Below are 25090 nucleotides of genomic sequence, written 5' to 3'. Positions count from 1 at the left end.
CGGAGGGTCATTCAGGGGTATTTCCAACGGCGATGGTGGCCTTAATTTCATACGCCTTCTTCGCATACTGCTGCGCAACGTCGTTCTTATGGAACGCTTCTTCGTACATCGCTCTCTGCATCAGCATTTTGACGTACATCAGTTGGATCTGCTGAGTGTACACGTCTTTTTTACGCGATGGATGATGGAAGATCACCGGGAATTCAACCGGGTGATACGCTGAGTCCCGGTAAAGCCGGAAGGCCAGGCCTTCGGGGACGCGTCGAAAGTGCGATGCGAGATGGGGTTCGATCTCGCTGGTAACATACACAGGCACGCTGTCGATATTGTGGTCGACGAAGCTGTCGATCATTCTGTTGTAGCTGGCCTCGATCACCGCAGGGTCGTACGGCTCATCGTGCTCAAACCTATACACTGCTCTAAGGAACCCTCCGATCTCCGATCTCGATTTTTCGTATAAAATGGGATGGTCTTTTTCCATCTGCATGGCATACCATGAACGGCGCAGCAGTTCTTTGTCGATAACCGTAACATCGGTGTGCTCGTGTTTGACGTATTGGAAATAGTATGATGCAGAGACGAAATAATCCCATTGGTAAGAAAGAATGATCGCGTGCGGTTTAAGGTTTGAAAGGATCGTTGAGGTATAATCCCGTACAAGGTCGTCGCTGCTCGCATCGACATCGTTCCAATTTGCGCCCAGCTCCGCAGCGGCGATGATGAGAAGAATGACTGCGAAAACAGCCTTCCCGCCCCTCTTTTTTAAGAGGAGCCATGCTTCACGGGCTCCGAATCCTGCGAACATCGCCAATGCCGTGTACGCAAGAAGAAAGTACGAGTCAATATCGTGGATATCGTAGTTGACGGTGTATGCGATGCATCCGCCGAAAAGAAGGAGGATGAACGCAAAGATGCGCCGTTCCTGAATCAGCAGCCGTATTGCACCGAAAAGCGAAAAGAGGAGCGGGAGATAATAGAATTGAACCGGGGCGGAGCTGAGAAAATGATTCCATTGTTTTGCCGCTACGGCTGTCGAAGAAAACATCCACACCTGGTATTGTTTACCGGAGACATGCCACAGGATCCGTTCAAGGGTTGCGGGATATCCCCAGTCCAGCACCGGCTGCTGCACCGCTCTGACGGGAAAATAAATATAAACAGAAAGTCCGGCAGCGAACGGAATGGCGAGAATAAAAAGCTGCCGTATCCCCTCCCTTGAAAATCCGAACGCCGCGAAGTACAGGAAAATAAATCCCGGGGCAAGAAGAAGTGTCGTGAGATGGTTCGTAAAGCTCAGCCCCAGGACATACCCGAAGAGGAGCCACTTGCGCTGGTCGACAACGTGCTCATCGACAAAACTGAAGACCGCGCGGAGAAATACAAGCAATGTCGTGCTGATGAGCAGCAGATGAAAAGCATAGACCTCGATCGATGTTGCCTGGTCCCAGAATGTTTGAGAGAATGCAAGGACAAGGGCCGAGAATGCAGCCGGAATGACGGCTTCTCCGTCATTGTTCGCCGCTTTCGCACGCCGCAGCAGGAGGAGCATCGCGTAAAAAAATATGGCAGCCGCCGAAGAAGCCGCGAGAGCACAAAATATATTTAACCGGACAATTTCTTCCTGGGCGATCGGGAGATGAGAGAAGATGTGAGTCACGAGCGTCCACAACGGATAGCCGGTCGGGTGCGCGATGCCGAGAATATACGGCACGGTAGCGAGTTCCCCGCTGTCGATAAAACCGACAGTTTTCGCGATGGTCAGGAGATAGACGATGAACACGGCCGCCCAGAGAATTCCGGCAGCAAGGTGGTCCCGATGCTTATGTTCAAGAAGTGAGGTCATTCGAGAGAGGCGAGAATGGATTCAAACAACCGGCGCGTTTCTTTCATGGATGAACGGAGAGATGCTAAGAATTCCGCTGCGGATGTGTAATGAAACAGCCGAGAGAGATACGTCAGCTGTTCGTCGTCCGCGGGAATGATATGGGTGTTGACGTCGAGTCCGAGGCGCATCGCGGTCTCCACGCGGCGAAGCAATGAGTAGTTGTTCTGCAAGGCGCCGATTGTATCGCTCATCGGAGATCTTTTTGAAAAGAAATCAAGTAGCTCGTACATGTTGGTGGAGGGAAATGCGTTCATCCCTCGTGAAAGTTGGAGGGCTTGTACCGCGAATTCTGCATCCATCAACCCTCCCCGTCCGAGTTTGATGTCGATAAGTTCTGCGGATGTCCTGCTTCTTGACTCGGTCTTTGACCGCATCGCTGCGATCTGCCGCGTCCAACCCTCAGGGAGATAGGTAGAATAGATCGACGTGCGGATGGACCTCATGATGTCTTCGGCGAAACCATGGTTCCCCGCGATCACGTGAGCGCGTGTCAGCGATTGGCGCTCCCACAACGACGCTCTTTGCCGCAGATAGCCGAGGTACTGAGCCTCTGAGACCGCGAGCGGAGCATTCCTTCCTTCCGGTCTGAGCCGTGCATCGACGTCGTACAATTTTCCGGAGGATATTGGATGAGAACACCGGGTGATGATCTTCGCCGCAAGCCGCTCGCATTTCTCCGCATCCGATTTCCGATTCGCCTTGAAGAAGAAGGCCAGGTCGAGATCCGACCCGAAGTTCATTTCAAACGCTCCGAGTTTGCCCAGTCCAAGGATGCAAAATTTTACCCCAGCCGCGAGCTTCAGTTTTTTTCGTTCCTCTTCATAGAAAGAAGAGAGAATAGCGGAGGCAATTTCCGAGAGAGATCGAAACAGCGCCGATTCATTCGTATCCCTGAGAAGGTAGTTCACCGCCGCTCGGCATTCTTCCTGGACCTTCCATTCATGGAGGTTGGATCTTTTGGACGGCCGCTGAGGGCCTTCGCTCAACATGCTGTCGATGCCGGTAAGGATCGTTTCGGCGAGGGGGGGAGAAAGAGCGAACTGCTTTGCAAGCATCCCGCTTCTCGCACAAAGGTCCACCAGGGATTTGCGAAAATGTCTTTCGGAACACAAGGAGTACATGACGTCGATGGAGGGGAACGACGAGAAGATCTTTTCGCAGTGCGCGAGCGCCTGGTCGGGAGCGGCTGACGCGCCGATCTCTTCCAGCAATGCCCCCGCAATATTTTTGAACAGCGTTCGCGTCCTTTCCGGATATTCCTTTTTGCCGAGCAGGTTCGTTCCGTACGCCATCCTGCGGAGGATGCGCAATGTCTTGTCGTTGCTGCTTAAGCGATACTGCAGGGCGAATGTTCGTGAAAACTCGGAATCCGGCTTGCTCGCGAGGAAGTGTTCGATGTCCGAGCCGCGCTCGGCGTCGTTCTTTGTAAAAACGGCCCTGAACACATGACGCACGCTTCGAAAATGTTCTTCGAGAAGTTTGTCGAACCGTTCCGGGGACAGCCCCATTCGCGCGGCTATTTTTTTTCGCTCCCGTTTTGTTTCGGGAAGGAAGTGCGTTTGGGTATACGCGAGCATTTGAAGCCTGTGTTCGAGGGTCCTCAGAAAAATATATGCCTGGCGGAGCCGGGCAGCCTCGCGTTCCGCAAGAAGCGATGCTCCGCAGAGGAGTTCTATCGCTGCAAGCGTATTTGCTGTCCGGAGATCGGGATTTTTTCCTCCGTTCAGAAGCTGGAGAGCCTGGACGATGAATTCGATATCCCTGATCCCGCCGGGTTTGAGCTTGATATTGCCGGGATCGGAGTCGGTTTCTATCCTGGCCTTGATGCGGGATATTTCGTCGATCGGGTTTTGGAAAAAAGTACGGGGATAGACGAACGGCGAAAGCGCCGCGAGGAATTTTTGTGCGAACGATTCGTCCCCGGTAAGATGCCGCCCCTTGATCAGCATCTGCCGTTCCCACAGTTCTCCGCGTGATTCATAATACATCATCGCGGATTCGAACGACCGGATGAGCGCCCCCGCTTTGCCGTCCGGACGCAGGCGCATGTCGACGCGGTAGAAATATCCTTCTTCCGTCGGATGTGAAAGAGTGCCGACGACATGTTCAATGAAGCGGACAAAAAATTCCCCGCAGGTCATGCCGAAGGACGACGATTCCATTTTTCCGTCCGTGTCATAGACGGCGATGATGTCGATATCGGAGCTGTAATTCAGTTCTTCGCCGCCGAGTTTTCCCAGGGCAAGGATCGTCCATGCGGTTTTCGGCTCGCCGCCGTATTGATTCCTCAGATCGATCCAGCACAGCTCGCCGACGCGGGCAACGACGGCATCGGCCAGGTGCGAAAGCTCGCGCGTCGTCGACTCGAGGTCGGCCAGGCCGAGAATATCCCGGACTCCGATCCGGAGCATTTGCCGCCGCTGGTAGCGTTTAAGGGCGTTGAGCTTCCGCGCATGTGATTCAAACGGATCGATGCTTTGCCGGGATTCCGCAAAAAATTCCTCTTTCGTCTTGGACAGTTCAAGGATGTTCGTTGTCGTGAGCCAGCGGAACAATTCCGGGTCGCGGATGAGGATGTCCGAGAAGAACTGTGAGACGCCGAAGATGAGCACCAGCGTTTCGAGGAGCACCGGGTGTTCGTTGAGATCGCGAAGGATAGAAGCCTGGCTGAAACTCGCTTCGATGAAACGGACAAAGTTCGTCGCCGCCATCGTTTCGTCGGCGGAGCGGGACAGCTGCAATTCGAGCCTGCCGAAGAACTGCGGCGCATGTTCGCCCAGCCCTGCGTTGAAGAAGATTTTTTCAATGACTTTGATATGGCGGAGCGAATCGCCGGAGAGCGTGTGCGATGAGGGGAGCGTGGACGGAGCCATCGAAGATTCGTGAATGAACAACACTGCAATAGTATAGAAAAAAGGAGGAGAAAATTCAATCTGCTTCCGCGCGTTTGATTTTCCAGCATGCTTCGCCTATATTACGACATTGCCCCGCCAAAGTGATAAAGGAATTCCATGGTCAAACTCATCGCTCTCTATAAAAAGCCGGACGACGTTGCCTCGTTCGACAAGCATTACGCGGAAATCCATGCTCCGTTGGTGAAGAAACTCCCCGGCCTGCGCCACATGGAACTCGCGAAGATCACCGGCTCTGCCATCGGCGAGACGCCGGAGTATCTCTTGTGTGAGATGTATTTTGACACGCGCGATGCGCTCGATGCAGCCCTGGCGTCGCCGGCAGGGAGGGCAGCGGGCAAAGACCTGATGGGATTCGCCGCGAAGTATGTTACGCTCATGTACGCCGACGTGACATCCCGCGAAAACATCAAAACATTCGAGGATTGAACTGCGGGCCTTGCAGCGCATCAACGGCCGATGTCCGTCTCATCCATTCATATCGAAGGCAAACGGCTCGTATGAAAAAATATTCCCCCTCCCCCAGGAACTACAACACGATTCTCTTCGCGAAATCGGAATTCACTGTGCTGATCACGTTGAATCGCCCGCAGGTCCACAACGCGCTCAATCTGGAGATGCTGCAAGAACTGGGCGATGCGCTGCAAAAAGCCCAATGGGACGACGACGTCGCTGTCATCGTTCTTACCGGAGCCGGCACAAAAGCATTTTGCACCGGTGCTGATATCAAGGAATGGAACGAGGATTTTCTGACGAAAGCGGACGATTTCTACAAGTGGATGGGGGTGTTCATCGAGACGTTCGAGCGGCTGCGCAACATCGGCAAGCCGACGATCGCACGGCTCAACGGCATGGTCGTCGGCGGCGGAAATGAACTGCAGATGTCCTGCGATTTTGCGGTCGCCGCGTCGGACGTTGTGATCAAGCACGTCGGCACCTCGCGGGGCAGTGTCGCTGCGGCCGGAGGGACGCAATGGCTGCCGATCATTATCGGCGACCGCCGGGCACGCGAAATGCTGATGCTCGGGAAAGAACTGAAAGCGAAAGAGGCGTTTGCCTGGGGGTTGATCAATCAGGTCGTGCCCCGAAGAAACCTTGACAAAGCGGTTGCAGCGATGGCCGAAACCCTTGTGAATAAACTCCCCGAATGCACCCGCTACACCAAAGAGCAGCTGAACTTCTGGCGGAATTTTTCCTGGGCGCTCACTATCGGCCATGCGAAAGACTGGCTTACCGTCCATACGTCGGCGCCGGAAATCGTCGAGGGGATAAGAGCGTTCAACGAAAAGAGACCGATAGACTACAAAAAGCTTCGTTCGCGGAAGAAATAATCGTATTCGTCCAAGGTCACTGCGGTTTTATTCTCATAAAATTTCGGAACTCGCATGAATCTCACCACCATTATTCTCACCAAAGAGCAGGGATATGCTCTCATTCAGTTCAATCGCCCCGACGTGTTGAACGCCATCAATATGGCGTTGATGGAAGAGCTGGTGTCGACGCTCGAAGAGCTGGATAAGGACCACGATGTTCGCTGCATCATTCTCACCGGGAATGAAAAAGCTTTCGCCGCCGGGGCGGACATCAAAGAAATGGCCGATGCGTCGGCGATTGACATGCTGCAGCGCGACCAGTTTGCGCGCTGGGACCGGATCCGAAAAATCAAGAAGCCGATCATTGCGGCGGTGAGCGGTTTTGCGCTCGGCGGCGGCTGCGAGCTCGCGATGACCTGCGACATCATCGTGGCATCGGAATCGGCAAAATTCGGCCAGCCGGAGATCAATCTCGGCGTCATTCCGGGAGCCGGCGGGACGCAGCGTCTGACGCGCGCCGTCGGAAAATACAAAGCGATGGAAATGGTGCTCACCGGATCGATGATCACTGCCGAGGAGGCGAAACAATGGGGGCTTGTCGTGAAGGTAGTGCCGAACGAGTACCTTGTCGAGGAAGCGAAAAATCTTGCCAAGGTCATCGCGTCCAAGCCGGCGGTTGCAGTGCGGCTCGGAAAAGAGGCAGTGCTGAAATCGTTCGATACGACGGTCGAGGGGGGGCTTGAGTTCGAACGGAAGAACTTTTACATGCTCTTTGCCAGCGACGACCAAAAAGAAGGAATGAAAGCGTTCGTGGAAAAAAGAAAGGCGGAATGGAAAGGGAAGTAAATCGGCGGATTTCCCGCAAATGGACAGTGCTTTCACAAAAAGGAAGTGATCCATGGTAGGAATATCCCGTTTTGTTCCTGAAATTCACGAAAATCCGTATGGTGATATAGGTCAAGGCCAATGAAGGACTCATTGCATTTGACCGAATGATTGATTTCTTTTTGTAAGGTCTAGAGATGCTCTATAAAAATCCGGTCGACCAATGCTTAGGAGGGAGCTTTTTATGAAGAGATTTATTTCACTTCCTTTTTTACTTTCGGCTCTCATTGCCTTTTCGCAGCCGATGTTTGCGCAGGGACAACAGAAGCCTGCCGTTCCGATCCAGCCGAGGTCCGGCGATGCGCCTCTCACGTTGTTTGTTGCCGGAGACTATTTCGGACAAAATTTTTCAGACGTTAACGCAATATACCAATCCATCGAAAAAGGTTATTCGCTCCCCTCGGGGAATGATTTTAAGAACTACTATTTTGTCCTCGCAGGACTGCGATATACGCCGTCGAACGGACAAGCCGTCCAGGCAGAATTCGGAGGGAGTGTTTGGAAAGCGGCCAAGGGGAACGCGACCAATTTTCTGCAACTGTATTACACCGGCGGATCGTATATCGTGAGCGCGCCGGTATCGGTGGCAACGATTTATGGAGGGGGAGGGTTGGGGTATCTCTGGTTGAATACCCAGCGCACGTACACCGCGCTTCCGGGCGTTGCCCAGGTCAATGCACAGCTGGCGCAGCTTCATGCCCTTCTTGGGATAGAATTCGTGAACTCTTTGGGCGTATCCTTCTCGATCGAAGGAAGGTACACGTACGCGAGCACGGTATCGCCTGTGCGTTCCGACCTCGACTTTGTCATGAAAGGAATCACCGGAGGAATTCAGATCGGCATTCCGATAGTTCTTTGAATTGGTGTTATTGCCATATTTATTTTCCACACAACAGTTCTCGAAGGGAGAGAGTTATGAACCGACAATCCATAGTGCTCAAGATTTGCATCGTGTGTGTTGTAGCGTTGATGGCGGGATGCAAACAAAATTCTTCAACACCGATCGAACCCCAGTCGCTCTTGACATATCAGCCGAAAGGTACGATCACCGGATTAATCGTAAATAGGATCACCAATGTGCCTGTAAAGGGGGCCGTTATTTCAGTGGGATACGACGGCGGTGTGCAGTCGGTCACCTCTGACGGAGCGGGGGCCTATTCATTTGCCAACGTGCCAGTCGGGCAATATCAGATCGTCAACGGGACCGCGGTTTTTTCGGGCACCTACACGCTCACCGTATCGCTTGTCGCCTATAACGCAGCGCAAACGGACAGCAGTAAAAAATACAGGAACTATTATTACAGTAACGTCACCATCACGTTCACCTCGCTCGCATCCGGGGATTCCGCCGTAAGCGACATGGTAGGAAGCGCACTTCTCCAGATTTCCTATCTCAATACGACGGTGACCGGTCAGGTTGTCGATCAGAATCAACAGCCGGTTGCCAATGCAACCGTGATGCTCTTTGACGCGACCGTTTTCCCCAACGTCTTGATCGGGCAAACGACAACCTCGGCTTCGGGGAATTATCTTTTTCCTGCCGTCGACAACGGACTGACGGTCGTCCTCAAATCGCGGAGCAGCGACGGCTCGCTCCAGGGAACGCTGGCTGCGTTCACGCTTCCTGCGAACGCCATCAGTGATTCGCTCCGTTCACAAGTCGCTGCAGAAAGGCTTATGATTACGCCGGTCGACAACGTCAATCCCTTTGTCATCGGACTGACTCCGGAGAATAATTCGGACGTCTCGCCCAACAACCTGCAAGTTGTCTATACCTTCTCCGAGCCGATCAAACAAAGGGCATATACGCGGACTGATTTGCCGCTCGGCAGCAACACGATCATCGATGATATCAAGATCACATATCTTGGATTAAAGAAAACTGCAACCGCCGTCACATTTTCGGCTCAGTGGAACGCCGGGTTTACACAGCTGACCATTACCCCTCAAGGGATCGTGGGGTCGGCAAAATACTCTGTGGATCTAACGGCGGCGTTCAACTCCGGCAACCTTACCGACAACGCTAACTTAGCGGTCGTTAACAATCCTCAGATCATCGGGGACTTCGAGGCGATGCAGTTCACAACGAACGGCGCGTCGCCGGTACCGGCAGCTCCCGCGCTTACACGGCGGCTCATTGCCGGGGTGTTGACCAACCTCGACTTCGGGGGCGGGGCCGTCGGCCTCGAGTGGAATTATGATGCCAGCGCGAGAAGCTACAATATTTACTGGAGCGTGGACGGCGGATCATTCCAGCTTCTTCAGTCGGATTTTACAGGAATTCAGTTCAACACCAATTCGGGGTCGCTTGTTTACCCGTCGGCTGCCGTCAATCCTTTGAGAGCGAGTTCCGTTCAGTATCTCGTTCGGGGTGTCAGCAAGGACCTTGTTGAGGGACCATCGAGCAACATCATAACGGTGGCAGATGTCGTGAAACCGCAACTCCTGGGCACCTCAAGCGTCGCTGCGGCGGGGGGAACGAATTCATGGACATATACCCTGCGCTTTACGGAACCTCTGACGATCTCCACGGCTGAAACGATCGGTAATTACTCCTTCGGGAACACCGGCGGCGTTGTGTTCACCGTAAACACCGCAAACTATCTCGGGTTTGTCGGCGGTTCTTACGTCGTTCAATTGGGAGTGACCACGAGCGCGGCGCTGCCTGTTGGATATGTGATCTTCGTAGGCAACAATGTCACGGATCTCGCCGGAAATAGCATTGACCAAACGGCGAACAGCAAGACCTTCTAATTTCCGAACGTGAAATGAAAAGAGGCTCCGGAAAAACCAACCGGAGCCTCTTTATTTTTCTGCGGCCATTCGCAAAGAGCCGCAACAAAATGAGCATTCTTCTTTAATGCCTGACGGGCGATATGATCGCAATGAACTGCGTTATATCATCGGAACTGAGATAAATGTTACCCCGCAGATCCAGAGCCACTCCCACCGGACGCCCCCACACTGTCCTAGAAGTCGTCGATCCCGTCGGTTGGAAGCCGGTGACAACGTCGGTCACGTATTCGGCGACGGTGTCCTTTTCGTTCTTGAATTTTAAGAACACGAGCTTATATCCTGTCGGCACCGACCTGTTCCACGAGCCGCGGAATACGACGAAGGCGCCGTTCTGGAATTGCGGTGGCATGGAAGAGTTCGAGAACTCGATCGCCATCGGAGCGGAATGCGCCTGCACCAGCGCCGCCGGCTGATGCATCGAGGCGACGTGCGCGCTGTCGGCTGCGGTAAGCGGGAGCAGCTTCTTGTATTCGTCGTGCGCGTTGAAATCGAAGTAGATCCCCTGCGCATAGGCAAAGGGATGGCCGTAAAATCCTCCGTCGCGTACGATGTCGATCCACTCCGGAGGAATGTCGTTTCCCTCCCAATCGCTTCCGTTGTTCGTCGCCCAGAGGCGTCCGTTGTGCAGCGTCATGCCGACGGCATTGCGAATGCCGGTTGCGAACGTGCGCCGGCCGGTCCCGTCGTCATTATATTCTTCAATGATGGCGCGAAAATCCTCGCGGCACACGTTGCACGACGAACCGATGGACAGATACATTTTCTTTCCCTGCGGATCGAACACGATCGTCCGCGTGTCGTGACCGCCGGTGACCTGCTTGTTTCCCTTCCCGATCTCATCGATAAAAACGCTTTTCGTCTCGTAAATGCCGTCGCCGTTTTCATCGGTGCATTTCATGATCCGCCGCTCCTCGGCGACGTACATCGCCCCTTTGTAGAACTGGAGGTCATGCGAAAGGTGGAATCCCGACGCAGCGACGATCCCCGTATCCGCAACGCCGTCGTGATTGCGGTCCGGCATCGCAATGATCTCCCCGCTGTTTTTGTTCGCAACATACAAAACGCTGTCGGGTCCCCAGGCGAAAAAGCGGGCTTTGCTTAACCCTCCCGCGTAGAACACTTTTGCGGAATATCCCTCCGGCACGTTAAGGACGAGGGTGTCGGCAATTTTCCCTTTGTACTTATCCGGCACGATCAGCTTGACCGGTACGAGTTTGGATTCCCTTACCGGCGTCATGTGCACCGATGCCGGCAGCTGCTGTGCATTGCAGCGGACAACGAAAAAGAATAGCCCTGAAACCCATAATTTCATTCCAAGAGCATAAAAGCTTTTCATATCCTCCTCCTCCAAATTATTTTCCCATCGCTTATTGCAACAGAGAGGCAAAAACCGTTGTTCCCTACGGGGTCATTCTAAGATAAAAAATGTCTATATTCAAACAAAAAGTTCCGTCGGGTTGCGACGCTGTCAACCTGTGCATTGGAAACCCCGCTTCTGGACGGGCCGTTATTCCATTGTTCCATCTGTTCCACTCTTCCACAATTCGAGGCTGTTACCTATGCAAACCGATGCCACGATCCTCACGACAACTAGGAATTCCGTTCTTACGATCACCCTCAATCGGCCTGAAAGCTACAATGCGCTGAACGACTCGATGAAGAAGGAATTAAACGAGGCGTTCAGGCAGGCTGAGAAGGATGACGACGTTCGCTGCATTGTTCTGCGGGGCGCAGGGGAGAAGGCATTCTGTTCCGGCCAGGATCTGAAAGAGCGGAGCACTTCTCATCGTTCGCTCAAAGAATCGCTGGAGAAAAGCTATAATCCCCTCATCAGAAAAATGAGGGCGATCGAAAAACCGGTCATAGGAATGATCAACGGCGTCGCTGCCGGAGCCGGGCTCAGCATTGCGCTCGCCTGCGACATGCGCATTATGGCCGAATCAGCAAAGTTGACGGAGGTCTTCATCCGCATCGGGCTTGTCCCCGATTCGGGGTCTCACTGGTTTCTCCCGCGCCTCGTCGGAATGGCGAAGGCATTCGAGTATGCTGCCACGGGACGCGACATCGACGCCGTTGAAGCGGAAAGGGTCGGCCTGGTCAACCGGGTCGTCGCGTCAGCGGAATTGGAAAAGACCGTCATGGACATCGCGGAAAAACTTGCACATGCTCCGACGCGTTCGATCGGCCTCATCAAGCGGACGTTGAACAAATCACTCGCCAGCGATCTGGATGCTCTCTTGGATTATGAAGCCGTCATTCAGGAGCTCGCTTCTCGGACCGAAGATCATCAGGAAGGAGTCAAAGCCTTTTTGGAAAAAAGAAAGGGAGTGTTCAAGGGGAAGTAGGTCTAAACGATGCGATCGCAAAGTTCGGCCGGTCTCATTCCGACTTCTATATTTCTTTGAAATGTTCGAACGGCTGTTTGCAGTTGTTGCAATAGTGCAGCGATTTGCAGGCGGTCGATCCGAATTCGCTTCTCACCTCGGTATCATGGGATTCGCAAAAAGGACACGCAAGACTCTGACGTATGGTCGGAAGGATCACGATCACTCCATGTGCGGATCTTCCCGGCGGCGCGATCCCGTTGATTTTGAGCTTTAGTTTGGCGGAATCGGTCAACCACTCCGTTGTCCATGCGGGAGAGTACACGGTGTTGACAAGAACATCTTCAAACCCTTCATTCTTCAGCGCCGCAATGATATCGTCCTCGATCGCTCTCATGGCTGGGCAGCCCGAGTAGGTCGGCGTGATGTCCACCTGTACAGCTCCTCCGCTGCACTCCGCATTCCTCACGATCCCCATTTCGACGACGTCGAGCGCCGGAATTTCAGGGTCGTGGACTCCCGAGAGAATATTCAGCAGCTCGTCTTTTGAAGGATGGTGCATGATAATTAAAAAATCAAGAATGAAAATTTGAAATTCACGTTCCCGTACTCTGCATCAAGCACTGCCAACCTACCACTTCGCTCCGGGAAACGACCGCGCGACGATCTGCATCTCCGCCAGCATGTGTCCGAGATGCTCGCTGTGCGTTCCGTACCGGCTTACCAGAACTTTCCCGCTGTTGCTTTCCGGAATGGAGAGATGCGCAGCGTCCAAACTTTGGCGGACGACTTCATCCCATTTTTCTTCAATGCCTTCCAACGAGGGGATCATCCCGCCGTCGACCAACGACAGCTCCGTTTCGTCGTAGGAAAAAAATTCTTTCGTGAGAGGCCATAGTTCGCTCATCGACGATTGAAGGCGGCGATGGCTCTCATCTGTTCCGTTGCCAAGCCGGAGCATCCATTCTTTCGAATGTCGCAGGTGATAGGTCGCTTCCTTAAACCCTTTTGCTGCTATCCCGGCGAGCTGCTCGATCCTGCTTTCCTGGATCCTTTGCAGAAGGAAGTAATTATAGGTGTCGAATAAGAATTGCCGTGCGATCGTCGCCGCGAAATCGATGTTTGGCTGCTCGACCAGGCGGATGTTTGTGAATTGCGTTGCCTCCCGGAAATATGCGAGGTCATCCTCAGTTCTCCCTTTTCCCTCGGTTTCGCCCGCCAAATGCAGAAAAGCTGCCGCCTGTCCGATCTCGTCCAGGGCAATATTGGTGAGCGCAATGTCCTCCTCAAGCACCGGGGCATGTCCGCACCACTCGGAAAGGCGGTGCCCAAGCACTAAACGGTCGTCCCCGAGCCGCAGCAAAAAATTTGCCAGATGTTGCTGAGTGAGGAAGTCGATATCCATCAGAATCCTTTGACCGCTTTCGGAATTTTATAGAACTGAGGATGCCGGTAGACCTTATCGTCGGCCGGGTCGAAGAACGGATGGATATCGGACGGACTCGTCGCCGTGATCGCTTGGGACGGGACCACCCAGATGCTCACGACGCTTCCGCGGCGCGCGTAGACATCGCGTGCATTCTGGAGGGCCAGCTCGGCGTCCGCGGCGTGGACGCTTCCGGCATGTTCATGCGGGGCGCCGGTCTCGCTCTGGAGAAAGACTTCCCACAATTGGCCTTCAGTATCGCTCTGTTGTGTGTTTTCAGCCATGACGGTTATTACGGTTTTCTGCGCAGGCAGATGTTATGTTCTCGATATCCGGCGGCAAATGAATTCCCCCGTGCCGATCGGCACTGTCAAACAATCGAACCTCTTATCAGCTGTCGCAGCATCCATCATCGGTTTGACCCCGTCACGATGACTGATCGCATTGTCGGCGACCAGCAGTCCGTTCTCCATCAGCTTCGGTGCGACTGCCTTGAAGCATTCCAGGTACACTTCTTTCTCGGCGTCCAGGAAACAAAAGGAAATTTTCTTTATTGCATCGCAGTGCGAAAGAAAGTCGCCTTCGATCAACTCGACGTATTTCTCGGATCCCGTCATCCTGAATGTCTCTTTCGCAAGCTTTACTTTTTCGGGGAGGATCTCGAACGTTTTTATTCTCACGCCGATCTCTTTTGCGGCCAGCGAAAGCCAGAGCGTTGAATACCCCGCGCTGGTGCCGATCTCTATGAACTCTCCGTCGCGCGAGCACTTTGCCGCCAGGGTAGCGATGAATTTTCCCGTCTCCGGCGGAATTTGCCGGAGCCGCCTCGCCTGTGCCGTCCCGTCAACCCTGTCCTTTTTATCGATCGCTTCAAGATATTCCATCCGCGAAATGATCGATGGTTCAATCTGTGCAAACATTGTGTTGTCTTATTAAATGGGTGAGCCTGATTGCTTCTTAGCGTAAGCCTCTGCCGCCTCCCGCACCCACGCCCCGTTTGCATCGGCATTTCTGCGGGCGCTCATCCGTTCTTTGTTGCACGGGCCGTTGCCGCGGATCACTTCGTAAAATTCGCTCCAATCGATTTTACCGAAATGCCATGCGCCTTTCTGCTCGTCAAACCGTAGCTCCGGGTCGGGAAGGCTGATGTTGGCGGCTTTCGCCTGGGGGACCGTGATGTCGACAAACCGCTGCCGCAGCTCGTCGTTGCCATGCAGCTTTATTTTCCATCGCAGGAGCTCGGCGCTGTTGGGGGATTCCCCGTCGGGGGGACCGAACATCATCAATGAGGGCCACCACCAGCGGTTCACCGCCTCCTGCACCATTGCTTTCTGCTCCGGCGTACCCGAAGAGAGCGTAACGACGATTTCATATCCTTGCCTCTTATGGAAATTCTCTTCTTTGCAGATGCGCAGGTTTGCGCGGGAGTACGGGCCGTAGGAACATTTTGCCAGCATCGTCTGGTTTACGATCGCGGCGCCGTCGACGAACCAGCCGATCACGCCGATGTCGGCCCACGAGAGGGTCGGGTAGTTGAAAATGTGGGAGTACTTTGCCTTGCCGGCAAGCAGCGCCTCGATCATTTCTCGGCGGCTGACGCCCAGCGTTTCTGCCGCACAGTAGAGGTAGAGTCCGTGGCCTGCTTCATCCTGCACTTTCGCGAGCAAGGCCATTTTTCGCCGCAGGGTCGGAGCCCGGGTGATCCAGTTTCCCTCCGGCAGCATGCCGACGATTTCAGAGTGCGCATGCTGCGAGATCATGCGAACGAGCTGCTGACGGTACCGATCCGGCATCCAGTCTTTCGGCTCGATCTTTTCTCCGCGGGCGATGCGTTCTTCGAAATGTTTAAGCCGTTCGCCGGCCTCGGCTGAGTCGGGCATAATCTGGGGGCTTTTGTTGGGGGTGGCTCTTGCACGAAGCTACTTAATTGGATTTTCAAAAACAAGTTGCCGTTGCCTTTATTGAAGCGTTTAAGTATTATTGTCCCGCAGGCTCTGGAAGTCAGTGAATTCTTCTACATTCTCATCGAAGGTCCATCGGCCATGATCTACTCGGTTGGCATCGTCGGTGCGGGCACAATGGGGACTGGCATCGCCCGCGTTGCCGCGCTCAGCAAGTTCAACGTTGCTCTCTACGATATCAATGAGACGGTCATTCATAACGGCATTGCCCGCATCGCTGCCGGGATGAAGAAAAGCGTCGAGAGGCAACAACTCTCGCAGGAAGAAATGAGCGATGCCCTCTCACGCATTCATCCCCGGACCAAGCTCTCCGACCTGAGCCACTGCGATGTCATCATCGAAGCGGTCCTCGAGGACCTTCGCATAAAGAAAGACCTGTTCCGGCACCTTGACGCGGACGTCAAAGCCGAAACCCTCCTTGCGACGAACACTTCATCACTCTCGGTGACGGCGATCGCTTCGGGAGTGAAAAGGAGCGAGAGGGTTGTCGGACTGCATTTTTTCAACCCCGTTCACCTGATGAAGCTCGTCGAAGTCGTGCAGGGGGCTCAAACATCGGATGAAACGATGCAGCGCGCGATCGAATTCGGCGAAAAACTCGGAAAGACATGTGTGCGCGTGAAAGACACCCCCGGCTTTATCGCGAACCGCGTGGCGCGCCCGTTCTACGGCGAAGCGCTCAGGATCCTGGGAGAAGGGATCGCCTCGGTGGAAGAGATCGACCGCATCGTCAAAGGGGAAGGGGGCTTTTCGATGGGGCCGTTTGAGTTGATGGACCTGATCGGGATCGATGTGAACCTTGCCGTCACACAGTCTGTCTACGAACAATTTTTCAACGATCCGCGATACCGTCCGCATCCGATTCAACGGCAGATGGTCGACGCGGGGAAACTCGGCAAGAAATCAGGAAAAGGTTTCTATAACTATTGAAGACGCCGGTCGCACCAAAAAATCAGCTTTCGGTCCTTATTGTCGGGGATGACCCGCTCGTTGCCGAGTTCTCCGAAATTGCTGCGGCAGCAAAATATGCGGTTGTCCCCCCCGGCAGCATCAAAAACCTGAGGCCGGTCTCCGGGAAAATATCCATTGCCCTCGAACTGAGCAATATCGACCTTGCTCAGAAAAGAAAAAATCTCGAGATGCTGGACAGGTCGCTGCCGGAGACCACGGCGATTCTCAGCTCGTCGGTCAATGTCTCCGTGCTCGATCAGGCGCGGTGGATCATCAGGAACCATCGCCTTGTCGGCATCGCAGCTCTTCCGACATTAGTGAAGAACACCCTCGTCGAGGTTTCTCCTTCGGCATTTACGAGCGAAGCCTCGGTCGATGTCGCGCGCCGATTCTTCGCGTCGGTCAATAAAGAAATAGCGGTTGTGCAGGATCGAGTCGGAATGGTGCTGCCGAGGATCCTCTGCCAGATCATCAACGAGGCGATGTTTGCGGTGCAGCAGGATGTCGCGCTGCCGGAAGCGGTCGATACGGCAATGAAGCTGGGGATGAATTACCCTTCGGGTCCGATCGAATGGGGGGAGAAAATCGGCTTTACGCAGGTGTGCGCGGCGCTCGACGCGCTTCACGCCGATCTCGGCGAAGAACGCTATCGCGTCTGCCCCTTGCTGAAAGAAATCGCGGCAACAGGAAAGTTCTGGGGAAAATGAGATCGTAACGTTGATGCGGTCGGGGCCGCGGGAAAGATTCTAACTTCCTTCCTTCAGTGTCTTCTCGTAGGCCTCTTTGTACAGCCGAATGGCGTTCAGGATCGATTCTGCCACGACTTGCTGGCCGCTCGGGCTTCGAAGGAACATTTCATCTTTTCTGTTCGAAAGGTACCCGGTCTCGACCAGCACGTTCGGCATCGACGCGCCGACCAGCACGTAAAATCCCGCTTGCTTCACTCCATGGCCCGCCTCCGAGAGTTTTTTCCCCATTTCCTCCTCGAGGAAGGAGGCGAACTGTTCGCTCTGCCGGACGTACGCGCTCTGCGCCATCGTGAGGATGATAAAATTTTCATCCGTGATGTCCTGATATCGGTCTTGGAAATCCTGCTCCAAGCGGACGACCGCATTTTCCTTCTGTGCGATCTTGATGGCGTCGTCGGTCTTGCCGGGACGCAGCAGATAGATTTCGAAGCCGTTGGTCGCGGACGGTTTTTGCTCCAGGGAATTGCAGTGGATACTGATGAACAATTTTCCCTGGTTCTCGTTCGCGATCTGCCCGCGCCGATACAACTCGACGAACCTATCGGTCTTCCGCGTGTACACTACTTTGACCTCGGGAAGCTTCTCATCGATCAGCTTGCCCAGCTTCAGGACGATGCCGAGGGTGATGTCCTTTTCGCGGGTTCCGATCGTTCCGAGCGTGCCGGGGTCGTTTCCGCCGTGTCCGGCGTCGAGGACGATGACGTCAAGCTTCCACTTTTTTCGCTGGGTGTCGAGCTGCGTCTGAAGCTTGTCCTGCTGCTCGCCCTCTTTTTTCTTCGCCTCTTCCTGCTGACGTTTTCGCTCGGCGGCGAGTTCTTTCTTCGACGGCGGGGTCGCGGTTTGAACGGAAACAAGAACATCGTTCGTTGTCTCATCCTGAACGATCTCCGATGAGGAAACTTTCTTCCGCAGCTTGAACGCGATCTGCGCGGAGGTCTGCGATTGGACGGCGAGCACCTGTTCGATCACGGAGCCCGGCGCAAGCGTATCGAGCCCGGCGGTATCGGCTCTGACATTCGGCAGAGTGACATACAGCCAGTTCTCATCGCGGATGAATCGGTCCGCGTCTTTGACCTTCACCGATGAGTGGATCCGGATGAGGTAGCCGTTCTTCCTGCTTTCGACCGAAACGCTGCTGACGTCGAAATGCCTGAGTTCTCCGGTCGAATCGAAGCCGGCCAGGCTCATCTCGCGCGCCGTGTCGACGGCGAGCTCCGTCTTGGAGATCGAATTGAACACCGGGAGGAAGGCAAGGAGCGGGGCGTACAGTGTGTCGCCCACGATGTGGGTTGGAACGGACAGCTGGAGCGGCGTCTGCTTTCGCGTCGCATAATCGGTCACGACGATGAACGCGTTCTCAGCCGCGAGTTTGATCTCGGCGGAACTGAGTTTGATCTCCATCTTTTTTGTCGTCGGGTTGTAGAAATAATTCAACCCGAACATGCGGACAAGGTCCGGAAGGGAAATATACCGCACCTCGTTGATCGTCAGCGCCGCGACGTATCTCGATGCTGCCGGGTTTTTGACCACGAAAATTTTCGAACTGTCCTGCTGCTGGGCGAACAGGGAGACACTGTTCAGCACGAAGAAACATCCCGCCACGTACAGCAGCACATGCCGAAAGGTACGATTGTTCATGACCGGTAGTTTGTGAATTGAAGTGGAAGAGGAAAATCAAGCGCCCTCAATTTTGCGATGACCGCCTGAAGCTCGTCCCGGTCCTTGCCGGACACCCTCACCTGTTCATCCATGATCTGCGCCTGCACTTTAAGCTTCGAATCTTTGATCACCTTGACGAGCGCCTTTGCATTGTCCTTGTCGATGCCGACGGTAAGCGTGATCTTCTGCCGCGCCGTCCCGCCGGATGCCTGTTCGACCGCGCCGTACTGCAGCGATTTAAGATGGATTCCCCGTTTGACAAATTTGTTCTGCAGCACGTCGACGACGCTCTTCAGCGTAAATTCGGTGAGCGAGCTGACGGTCACGATTTTTTCTTTTTGATCGAAGTCGATCGTCGACTTGGCGTCCTTCAGATCATACCGCTGCGCCACTTCTTTGCGCGCCTGGTTGAGGGCGTTGTCGACCTCCTGCATATTGACTTCCGAAACGATGTCGAATGAATTCTGCTGTCCCATCAGGGTTTAGTTGTCGAGGCTCTCGATGATAATGTTTCTTTTTTTCAGCTCGGCGATGAGCGGCTCCGCCGGAACGATCTCTTCTGCCGTAAAGACCCCCTTCTCTGAAATTGTCCCGTCAAGCAGCATTTGCGCGATAACGGACGTCGGAAACGAGGTCGTGCGCATCATTGCGGTCATTGAATTTTTTTCATCGAACAGGTCGATGACCCGGTACGAACGCTGTCTCTCTTTGCCCCCCTGCTTTCCGCGGGCCGTTACGAGGATCAGCACGACGTCCGGTTCGTTAAATGTAAGACGTTTTTTAAGCAATTCCAAAAATAATTCGCGCGTCGTGACGAGATTGCTCCCTAGCGCCAGTGGCGTATTTTCAGCAAATCCGATGTCAAACAGCGGTTTTATTTTTTCGCAGTGGCCGGCATACCGGATCGTCTTATATTCGAGCGACTCTACTTTTCCTTCCAACAGGTGAGGGAGGCGGGATGCCCCGCCTCCGGTATGGAATGCTTCCAGGTTCTGGAATGGAGGTGGGAAGGAAAGTTCTTCCACCTCCGTGAGCGATTCTACCGTCATGATTTTTCCTCCGCGAAGGATCGTGGCGGGGAGCGAATATTCTTCGACAAGCCCCTCTGCGGAGAAGACGAGCTGGTAGTTGAAAGGAGGATGAGGATGCTGCGGCAGTCCTCCGACACGAAGCTGCAGAGAATCGACGTTTTCGAATTGACGGAACGCATGCATCGCAAGAATATCGGCAAGCCCCGGAGCGAGACCGCAGTTGACGACGGCGGTGATCTTTGCGTCCGACGCGCGCGAGGCCTCGGCGAGTTGCTGCTGGATGATGCCGTCGTCATGTCCAAGGTCGCAGAAGTGGGCCCCGGCTTTGATGGCCGCTTTCGCAAGGAGCAGGTTGAGATGGAAGGTCACCGCGCTGATGACGACGGAATGCCCCGCCATCAGCCGCACCACGTCATCAAAATTTCGAACGTCTATTCGCTGAGGATGGGCCCGATCCATGTCCAGGGCGCTCGCGGTTTGCCGGGCACGTTCGCCGTCGAGATCGGCGAGGGTCACGGCATAGTGAGGAGAGGAATGGATCAGGTCGTAGGCGATGGCGTTTCCCATTAGCCCGGCCCCGAGCACAAGAAACGGTTTGCGCGTTGGCATATTTTTTGGTCAGGAAGTATTCCGTTGTCGGCGTTATTTCAGGATCTCTCCGGTTTCGCTGCTCCAGAAAAGGAGGTCGAGCTCGTCGATCGGTATGCCGACCTCGCGTGCAAACTTTTGAAAACTTCGCTCCACGGAGAGGTATTTCTTTTTTGTCAATGTTCTGGGAAGCGACCTGATCGCTCCGAACCTTTTCAGGTTTTTCAGAATGTGGCGGTCGAGAATTGCGAGACCGTCGTTCAGCCCGACATTCCTCAAAAAATGGGTCGCCTCTTTATAGCCTAACCCTTTCACATTCTCTGCAAGCCACTTCCTTTTTTCGAACGCCGTTTCCCCGTTTGTGACCGCGCGGAGGATTTCGCCGTACTGTTGTTTCATCGTAACAAGAAGCTTCGCTTTCGTTCTATGGAAACGGATATAATATTCTTTTTGATGGAGGAGGGGTTCGGGGTCGATATCGGCATTTTGAAAATCGCGGTCCATCAGTGTTTTTTGCGCCTTCGCCGCATTGACCGCGCTCGACTGCGGGGTCATGAAACAATAGACAAGCTCGTAAAAATATTTCTCCGGCGGGACCGCCCGAAAATCTTCAAGCCGGCGCTGAATTGCCGGCGCGATTTTTTTATGATCCTGCCGCAAAAGATCGAGAGGTTTATACCGGGGGGTTATTGAGCGATGCATACGGTCTTCTTTTCCCCGTTCCCTCGGATCGCGATCAGGGTTTCCCGCTCCATCGTTTTCAACAGTTCGGTCAGCCATCGCAGATCATCGGGATGGAATTGATGGACTACCCGCTCCGCCAGACGCCGCGGCGTCAGCGGTTCTTCATGAAGCGCTTTCAAAATTCTCCCTCTGTAAATACGCCTCGGAATTCCTTTGAAGGACGGCTCCGGTTTTTTGACGCTCGGAGTCTTTTTCGTAAAAGCTCTGGCGTGGGAGGATTTACACGCCGTTGTTACAGGACACGTTCCGCACCGCGGGTTTCTCGCCGTGCAGACGAGAGCGCCGAGATCCATAAGCGCCTGGTTCCATTCGGCGACATCTTTTTTGGGCAAATACGCTTGGGCTATCGACCAGACAGTATCTTCCGGTTTGATGTCGGTTGACGAACGGACCTTCCAAAAAACGCGGCTGAAGATGCGCCGGATGTTCACATCGACCACCGGAACGGAAGCGCCGAACGCGAAGCAGGCAACGGCATGTGCCGTGTATCTCCCCACACCGGGGAGATCGCAAAGTTCTTCGACGGTTCGGGGTAGTCTTCCTTTCGATGTAGCGGCCAGCTGCTTTGCAAGAGCATGAAGGCGGAGTGCACGGCTGTTGTAGCCGAGTCCGGACCATTGGCGCAAAACGTCAGCTTTGGACGCTTTTGCCAGATGTGATATTGTAGGAAATTTCTTCAGCCAGGATGAGTAGAAGAGGGCGACCCGGCTCACTTGAGTCTGCTGGGCCATGATCTCCGAGAGGAGAATCCGGTACGGATCTCGTGTCGTTCGCCAGGGGAGTCCGCGGCGGTTCTTCTTGTACCAGGAAAGAATTTTCGGATGAAGGAAACGGGGGTTCAAAGAGAACGCTCGCTCAAAATGTGCGGATCAACGGGATGCCGTGCCGTTCGGGAATGTTCCGTTCTGGCTTCTTATTTTTTCGACCACTTCCTTATTTCCATCCAACATGTCGACCGTGTTCAGTCCGGCGCTGTGGATCCACCGGACCTGCTCAAAGACATTGTTGCGCATTGTCCCGGAGAATGAAGGGATATGATGGTAGTAGACCTCGAATGAACCGGAATCGGGGTAATCCCATTGCTGGCGGAAGAATTCTGTCCCGACATTCGCCTCGATCGAAAGTTCTTCGCGGAGCTCTCTCCGGAGGCATTGTTCTGCCGATTCTCCTTCCTCGAATTTCCCCCCCGGAAATTCCCACTTCAGCGGATACCGCGAAGTTTTTTTCCGCTGGCAGACGAGGATTTGTGAACCGAGCGTAATGATCCCGACCGCGACTTTTATCATGCGAAGAATATAAAAAGATGGTCGATGAAAGACAATGTTCGGGAGGGAGTTGACTTTTCTTCAACGCCGGCGTATATTAAACACAGAATTCGTTCTTTGAACTGAAAATCGTTAGGGGTGTTTCGCCTCGGGCGAATCTGAGAATATACCCTACAACGATCCCGCTGTTCGCGCGGGATAGATATACCTGATCTGGATAATGCCAGCGTAGGAAAAACGATGACATAGTATTTTGAAGCCGTTGCTGATGCATTCCATTTCAGCAGCGGCTTTTTTATTTCACAAAAGACAAGCGGAGGATCTTCATCGTGGACGACCGATCGGAAATATTTGCCCTGAGCAGAAAAACGATCATCATGCTCTTGTTGTTTGCCGGAACACAGCTTCTCTTCTCCCAGGATGGGAAGGAGCGGGATACGGTGAAGTATACGCTCGCTCCCGTACTTGTCACGGCGACCGAAGCAAAAGAGCGTGAGACGCCGGTGACCTTCACAAACCTGGGCAAGGGGCTGATCCAGGAACGATATTCGATGCAGGATGTCCCGGTGCTGCTCGCCCAGCTTCCCTCGATGATCTCTTTTTCGGACGGAGGGAACGGGATCGGCTATAACTATGTCACCCTGCGCGGTTTCGACCAATCCCGGCTCTCCGTGATGATCAACGGAATCCCGCAGAACGACCCCGAGGACCACGGCATGTACTGGCTCGACGTTTCGGACCTTCTCGCGAGCGCATCGAACGTACAGGTGCAGCGCGGCGCGGGGAGCGCCTTCTACGGTCCGCCGGCGATCGGCGGGTCGATCAACGTCATCACCAACCCATTCGAGCCGAAGCCGTACGTGAAGTTTGAAAGTATGTTCGGCTTCCAGCAGTACAGCGACAGCAGCGAAGCGCTCCCGATGACGATGAAGAAGCTTTCCGCCTCGTTCAACTCCGGTTTGGTGGACAACAAATATATGCTCTACGGCAAGCTGGGCGAGATCAACTCCGACGGATACAGGCAGCATGCGGGAGCAACGTTGGATTCGTATTTCTTCGGGGCGCTCCTGCTCGGGGAGAACACGACGACCCGGATCCATTTCTTCGGCGGCCCGCTCCAGGATCAGCTGGTCTACAACGGCTTGCCGAAATCGTACAACGGCAGTTACGTTCTTCGCAGGATGAACATCAACGACGAAGGGTTGATCCGCCAGCCGGAAGAGAACGAGCAGTTCACCCAGCCGCACTATGAGATCCTGAACGAATGGAAAATCTCGGAGACGCAAAAACTGAGCAACACGTTGTTCTTCTACGAAGGGCACGGATGGTTCGACTTCGACGAGTACGGCGACACGACGACGTTTCGCATCGACCAGGCACACGGGTTTCATCCGACGCAGGATATCTCGACCGCGCTCGTGCGGGCGGGCATCGACCTTGCACAATGGGGATGGCTGCCGCGGTATGAGTTGACGCACGACAACGGCGAACTGACGATCGGCGCGGAATTCCGATTGCACAAAGGAACGCACTGGGGACAGATCATCGGGGCCGACAGCCTTCCGGCGAACTACGACGTCAGCTACCGGTTCTACCAGTACGACGCGGAAAAATACATGGCATCCCTCTACGCCGCCGACATCTACCGCATCCAGGAAAATCTATCGTTGATGGCGAACGTGCAGTTTGCTTTCAACGAATACAGAATCTATAACGAGGAGTTCCTGGATAATTCATTCAGCTACCCGTATTATTTTCTCAACCCCCGATTCGGCGTTAACTATAATATCACCGATACCTGGAACATGTATGTTTCCGTCGCCTACACGTCCCACGAACCTCCGTTGAGCAACCTCTACGACGCCGAGAATGCAGCCTACGACCCGACCATCGTTCCGCAATTCGAAACGAAAGTGGTCAACGGCGATACCGTCTATGATTATACCAAGCCGCTCGTGAAGCCCGAGCAGCTGCTCGACTTCGAGCTTGGCGCAGGATACAGATCGGGCGGTCTCACCGGCACGGTCAACGTCTACTGGATGGAGTTTACGAACGAGCTGGTCCCGAACGGCAAGCTCAACAGGTTCGGCATTCCGATCGTCGGCAACGCCGACCGGACGCGCCATATCGGTTTCGAGGTGGACGGAGCAGTGCGGCTGCCGTATTCGTTCTCGCTGAGCGGCAACGCGTCGCTGTCATCCAATAAAATTGTCAGGGAGACGGTGCTCAACACCGATTCAACGGGCGCCGTCTACGCGACAAAATTGGACGGCAATCCGATCGGGGGATTTCCCGGCGTTATGGGGAATCTCTTCCTGAATTATCAATCCGAACGGTTGACCGCTTCGCTCTCCGTCAAGTATGTCGGTGCGTTTTATACCGACGACTTCAAAATCGAGGATGATAAGAACGATGCCTACACGGTCCTGAACCTGGAAGCATTGTACAAGCTGCCGTCCATTGCGGCCGCCGGCGTGACACTTCGCGGAGAGATCCGTAACTTGTTGAATACGCTCTACACGCAAACCGGCGCGGGCGATCTGTTCTTTCCGGCCGCCGAACGAAATTTTGTGGTCGGACTTGCGGTCCAATTCTAACGTT

Annotated in this window: 23 protein-coding genes and 1 riboswitch; of the genes, 9 read left to right on the top strand and 14 right to left on the bottom strand. The window is 54.2% G+C overall.

Going from position 1 to position 25090, the window contains the following annotated elements; genetic code table 11:
* Positions 1 to 7: 7 nt before the first annotated feature.
* Together VMF88_12390 and VMF88_12385 are read right to left on the bottom strand one after the other, a co-directional pair.
* The gene (locus VMF88_12390) at positions 8 to 1843 is read right to left on the bottom strand and encodes a DUF2723 domain-containing protein (protein ID HTY11858.1); all 1836 of its coding nucleotides are present in this window, start codon (positions 1841 to 1843) and stop codon (positions 8 to 10) included.
* Positions 1840 to 4758, bottom strand: coding sequence for a hypothetical protein (locus VMF88_12385; GenBank protein HTY11857.1), 2919 nt, complete (start codon positions 4756 to 4758; stop codon positions 1840 to 1842). Before VMF88_12385 ends, VMF88_12390 begins: the two co-directional genes overlap by 4 nt.
* A 138-nt stretch (positions 4759 to 4896) precedes the next feature.
* Between VMF88_12385 and VMF88_12380 the strand changes: the two genes are divergently transcribed.
* From VMF88_12380 to VMF88_12360, 5 genes are all read left to right on the top strand, one after another.
* A complete protein-coding gene (locus VMF88_12380; protein ID HTY11856.1) occupies positions 4897 to 5226 on the top strand; it encodes an EthD family reductase in 330 nt (109 codons plus the stop codon).
* A gap of 71 nt (positions 5227 to 5297) precedes the next feature.
* Entirely contained in the window at positions 5298 to 6128 is an 831-nt protein-coding gene (locus tag VMF88_12375) for an enoyl-CoA hydratase/isomerase family protein (protein ID HTY11855.1), read from the top strand.
* A gap of 54 nt (positions 6129 to 6182) precedes the next feature.
* Positions 6183 to 6956 carry an enoyl-CoA hydratase-related protein gene (locus tag VMF88_12370; protein ID HTY11854.1) on the top strand — a complete coding sequence of 258 codons (774 nt, stop codon included), beginning with the start codon at positions 6183 to 6185 and terminating at the stop codon, positions 6954 to 6956.
* Positions 6957 to 7179: 223 nt separating this feature from the next.
* Positions 7180 to 7854, top strand: a complete 675-nt coding sequence (locus tag VMF88_12365) for a hypothetical protein (GenBank protein HTY11853.1) — start codon at positions 7180 to 7182, stop codon at positions 7852 to 7854.
* Positions 7855 to 7910: 56 nt separating this feature from the next.
* A complete protein-coding gene (locus VMF88_12360) occupies positions 7911 to 9749 on the top strand; it encodes a carboxypeptidase-like regulatory domain-containing protein (protein HTY11852.1) in 1839 nt (612 codons plus the stop codon).
* A gap of 103 nt (positions 9750 to 9852) precedes the next feature.
* Here VMF88_12360 and VMF88_12355 read toward each other — a convergent pair whose 3' ends face one another.
* Positions 9853 to 11127, bottom strand: a complete 1275-nt coding sequence (locus VMF88_12355; protein HTY11851.1) for a hypothetical protein — start codon at positions 11125 to 11127, stop codon at positions 9853 to 9855.
* A gap of 223 nt (positions 11128 to 11350) precedes the next feature.
* On the opposite strand from VMF88_12355, the gene VMF88_12350 reads away from it, so the two are divergent.
* Complete coding sequence (locus tag VMF88_12350; GenBank protein ID HTY11850.1) at positions 11351 to 12136, top strand: enoyl-CoA hydratase-related protein; 786 nt, start codon at positions 11351 to 11353, stop codon at positions 12134 to 12136.
* A 46-nt stretch (positions 12137 to 12182) separates the two neighbouring features.
* Here VMF88_12350 and paaD read toward each other — a convergent pair whose 3' ends face one another.
* From paaD to paaA, 5 genes are all read right to left on the bottom strand, one after another.
* Positions 12183 to 12677 carry a 1,2-phenylacetyl-CoA epoxidase subunit PaaD gene (gene paaD / locus VMF88_12345; protein HTY11849.1) on the bottom strand — a complete coding sequence of 165 codons (495 nt, stop codon included), beginning with the start codon at positions 12675 to 12677 and terminating at the stop codon, positions 12183 to 12185.
* Between the two features lie 69 nt (positions 12678 to 12746).
* Positions 12747 to 13520 (bottom strand): 1,2-phenylacetyl-CoA epoxidase subunit PaaC, encoded by a 774-nt coding sequence (gene paaC, locus VMF88_12340; protein HTY11848.1) that lies wholly within the window; start codon positions 13518 to 13520, stop codon positions 12747 to 12749.
* Positions 13520 to 13825: a 1,2-phenylacetyl-CoA epoxidase subunit PaaB gene (gene paaB, locus VMF88_12335; protein ID HTY11847.1), complete on the bottom strand. Its 306-nt coding sequence runs from the start codon at positions 13823 to 13825 to the stop codon at positions 13520 to 13522. Before paaB ends, paaC begins: the two co-directional genes overlap by 1 nt.
* Before the next feature lie 33 nt (positions 13826 to 13858).
* Positions 13859 to 14461 carry a class I SAM-dependent methyltransferase gene (locus VMF88_12330; GenBank protein HTY11846.1) on the bottom strand — a complete coding sequence of 201 codons (603 nt, stop codon included), beginning with the start codon at positions 14459 to 14461 and terminating at the stop codon, positions 13859 to 13861.
* 12 nt (positions 14462 to 14473) lie between these two features.
* Complete coding sequence (paaA, locus tag VMF88_12325) at positions 14474 to 15421, bottom strand: 1,2-phenylacetyl-CoA epoxidase subunit PaaA (protein HTY11845.1); 948 nt, start codon at positions 15419 to 15421, stop codon at positions 14474 to 14476.
* 162 nt (positions 15422 to 15583) lie between these two features.
* Here paaA and VMF88_12320 point away from each other — a divergent pair, with 162 nt between their 5' ends.
* Positions 15584 to 16432 carry a 3-hydroxyacyl-CoA dehydrogenase NAD-binding domain-containing protein gene (locus tag VMF88_12320; protein HTY11844.1) on the top strand — a complete coding sequence of 283 codons (849 nt, stop codon included), beginning with the start codon at positions 15584 to 15586 and terminating at the stop codon, positions 16430 to 16432.
* Complete coding sequence (locus VMF88_12315; protein ID HTY11843.1) at positions 16429 to 17160, top strand: 3-hydroxyacyl-CoA dehydrogenase family protein; 732 nt, start codon at positions 16429 to 16431, stop codon at positions 17158 to 17160. The genes VMF88_12320 and VMF88_12315 overlap by 4 nt, the downstream gene beginning before the upstream one ends.
* Positions 17161 to 17199: 39 nt before the next feature.
* Here VMF88_12315 and VMF88_12310 read toward each other — a convergent pair whose 3' ends face one another.
* Genes VMF88_12310 through VMF88_12285 form a run of 6 tightly spaced genes read right to left on the bottom strand, consistent with a single transcriptional unit; the run spans position 17200 to position 22510 of the window.
* Entirely contained in the window at positions 17200 to 18840 is a 1641-nt protein-coding gene (locus tag VMF88_12310; protein HTY11842.1) for an N-acetylmuramoyl-L-alanine amidase, read from the bottom strand.
* Complete coding sequence (locus VMF88_12305; GenBank protein ID HTY11841.1) at positions 18837 to 19337, bottom strand: YajQ family cyclic di-GMP-binding protein; 501 nt, start codon at positions 19335 to 19337, stop codon at positions 18837 to 18839. The genes VMF88_12310 and VMF88_12305 overlap by 4 nt, the downstream gene beginning before the upstream one ends.
* A gap of 6 nt (positions 19338 to 19343) precedes the next feature.
* A complete protein-coding gene (locus VMF88_12300; GenBank protein ID HTY11840.1) occupies positions 19344 to 20501 on the bottom strand; it encodes a saccharopine dehydrogenase C-terminal domain-containing protein in 1158 nt (385 codons plus the stop codon).
* Positions 20502 to 20534: 33 nt separating this feature from the next.
* Positions 20535 to 21182 (bottom strand): N-glycosylase/DNA lyase, encoded by a 648-nt coding sequence (locus tag VMF88_12295; protein ID HTY11839.1) that lies wholly within the window; start codon positions 21180 to 21182, stop codon positions 20535 to 20537.
* Entirely contained in the window at positions 21167 to 22066 is a 900-nt protein-coding gene (locus VMF88_12290; protein ID HTY11838.1) for an A/G-specific adenine glycosylase, read from the bottom strand. The genes VMF88_12295 and VMF88_12290 overlap by 16 nt, the downstream gene beginning before the upstream one ends.
* Positions 22067 to 22093: 27 nt before the next feature.
* The gene (locus tag VMF88_12285) at positions 22094 to 22510 is read right to left on the bottom strand and encodes a (deoxy)nucleoside triphosphate pyrophosphohydrolase (GenBank protein HTY11837.1); all 417 of its coding nucleotides are present in this window, start codon (positions 22508 to 22510) and stop codon (positions 22094 to 22096) included.
* A gap of 103 nt (positions 22511 to 22613) precedes the next feature.
* A riboswitch (TPP riboswitch) is annotated at positions 22614 to 22742 on the top strand.
* A 76-nt stretch (positions 22743 to 22818) separates the two neighbouring features.
* Between VMF88_12285 and VMF88_12280 the strand changes: the two genes are divergently transcribed.
* On the top strand, positions 22819 to 25086 hold the full coding sequence (locus tag VMF88_12280; GenBank protein ID HTY11836.1) for a TonB-dependent receptor: 2268 nt from the start codon (positions 22819 to 22821) through the stop codon (positions 25084 to 25086).
* Positions 25087 to 25090 lie beyond the last annotated feature (4 nt).

The organism is Bacteroidota bacterium (assembly GCA_035506275.1).
Classification (GTDB): Bacteria; Bacteroidota; Ignavibacteria; order UBA10030; family UBA8401; genus JAGVPT01.
Note: the sequence above shows the minus strand (reverse complement) of the source record. Positions and strands in the feature narration are given on the sequence as shown.

Coding starts and splice junctions, on each gene's coding strand:
- VMF88_12390 (HTY11858.1), bottom strand. CDS start 1,843: ATGACCTCACTTCTTGAACATAAGCATCGGGACCACCTTGCTGCCGGA.
- VMF88_12385 (HTY11857.1), bottom strand. CDS start 4,758: ATGGCTCCGTCCACGCTCCCCTCATCGCACACGCTCTCCGGCGATTCG.
- VMF88_12380 (HTY11856.1), top strand. CDS start 4,897: ATGGTCAAACTCATCGCTCTCTATAAAAAGCCGGACGACGTTGCCTCG.
- VMF88_12375 (HTY11855.1), top strand. CDS start 5,298: ATGAAAAAATATTCCCCCTCCCCCAGGAACTACAACACGATTCTCTTC.
- VMF88_12370 (HTY11854.1), top strand. CDS start 6,183: ATGAATCTCACCACCATTATTCTCACCAAAGAGCAGGGATATGCTCTC.
- VMF88_12365 (HTY11853.1), top strand. CDS start 7,180: ATGAAGAGATTTATTTCACTTCCTTTTTTACTTTCGGCTCTCATTGCC.
- VMF88_12360 (HTY11852.1), top strand. CDS start 7,911: ATGAACCGACAATCCATAGTGCTCAAGATTTGCATCGTGTGTGTTGTA.
- VMF88_12355 (HTY11851.1), bottom strand. CDS start 11,127: ATGAAAAGCTTTTATGCTCTTGGAATGAAATTATGGGTTTCAGGGCTA.
- VMF88_12350 (HTY11850.1), top strand. CDS start 11,351: ATGCAAACCGATGCCACGATCCTCACGACAACTAGGAATTCCGTTCTT.
- paaD (HTY11849.1), bottom strand. CDS start 12,677: ATGCACCATCCTTCAAAAGACGAGCTGCTGAATATTCTCTCGGGAGTC.
- paaC (HTY11848.1), bottom strand. CDS start 13,520: ATGGATATCGACTTCCTCACTCAGCAACATCTGGCAAATTTTTTGCTG.
- paaB (HTY11847.1), bottom strand. CDS start 13,825: ATGGCTGAAAACACACAACAGAGCGATACTGAAGGCCAATTGTGGGAA.
- VMF88_12330 (HTY11846.1), bottom strand. CDS start 14,461: ATGTTTGCACAGATTGAACCATCGATCATTTCGCGGATGGAATATCTT.
- paaA (HTY11845.1), bottom strand. CDS start 15,421: ATGCCCGACTCAGCCGAGGCCGGCGAACGGCTTAAACATTTCGAAGAA.
- VMF88_12320 (HTY11844.1), top strand. CDS start 15,584: ATGATCTACTCGGTTGGCATCGTCGGTGCGGGCACAATGGGGACTGGC.
- VMF88_12310 (HTY11842.1), bottom strand. CDS start 18,840: ATGAACAATCGTACCTTTCGGCATGTGCTGCTGTACGTGGCGGGATGT.
- VMF88_12305 (HTY11841.1), bottom strand. CDS start 19,337: ATGGGACAGCAGAATTCATTCGACATCGTTTCGGAAGTCAATATGCAG.
- VMF88_12300 (HTY11840.1), bottom strand. CDS start 20,501: ATGCCAACGCGCAAACCGTTTCTTGTGCTCGGGGCCGGGCTAATGGGA.
- VMF88_12295 (HTY11839.1), bottom strand. CDS start 21,182: ATGCATCGCTCAATAACCCCCCGGTATAAACCTCTCGATCTTTTGCGG.
- VMF88_12285 (HTY11837.1), bottom strand. CDS start 22,510: ATGATAAAAGTCGCGGTCGGGATCATTACGCTCGGTTCACAAATCCTC.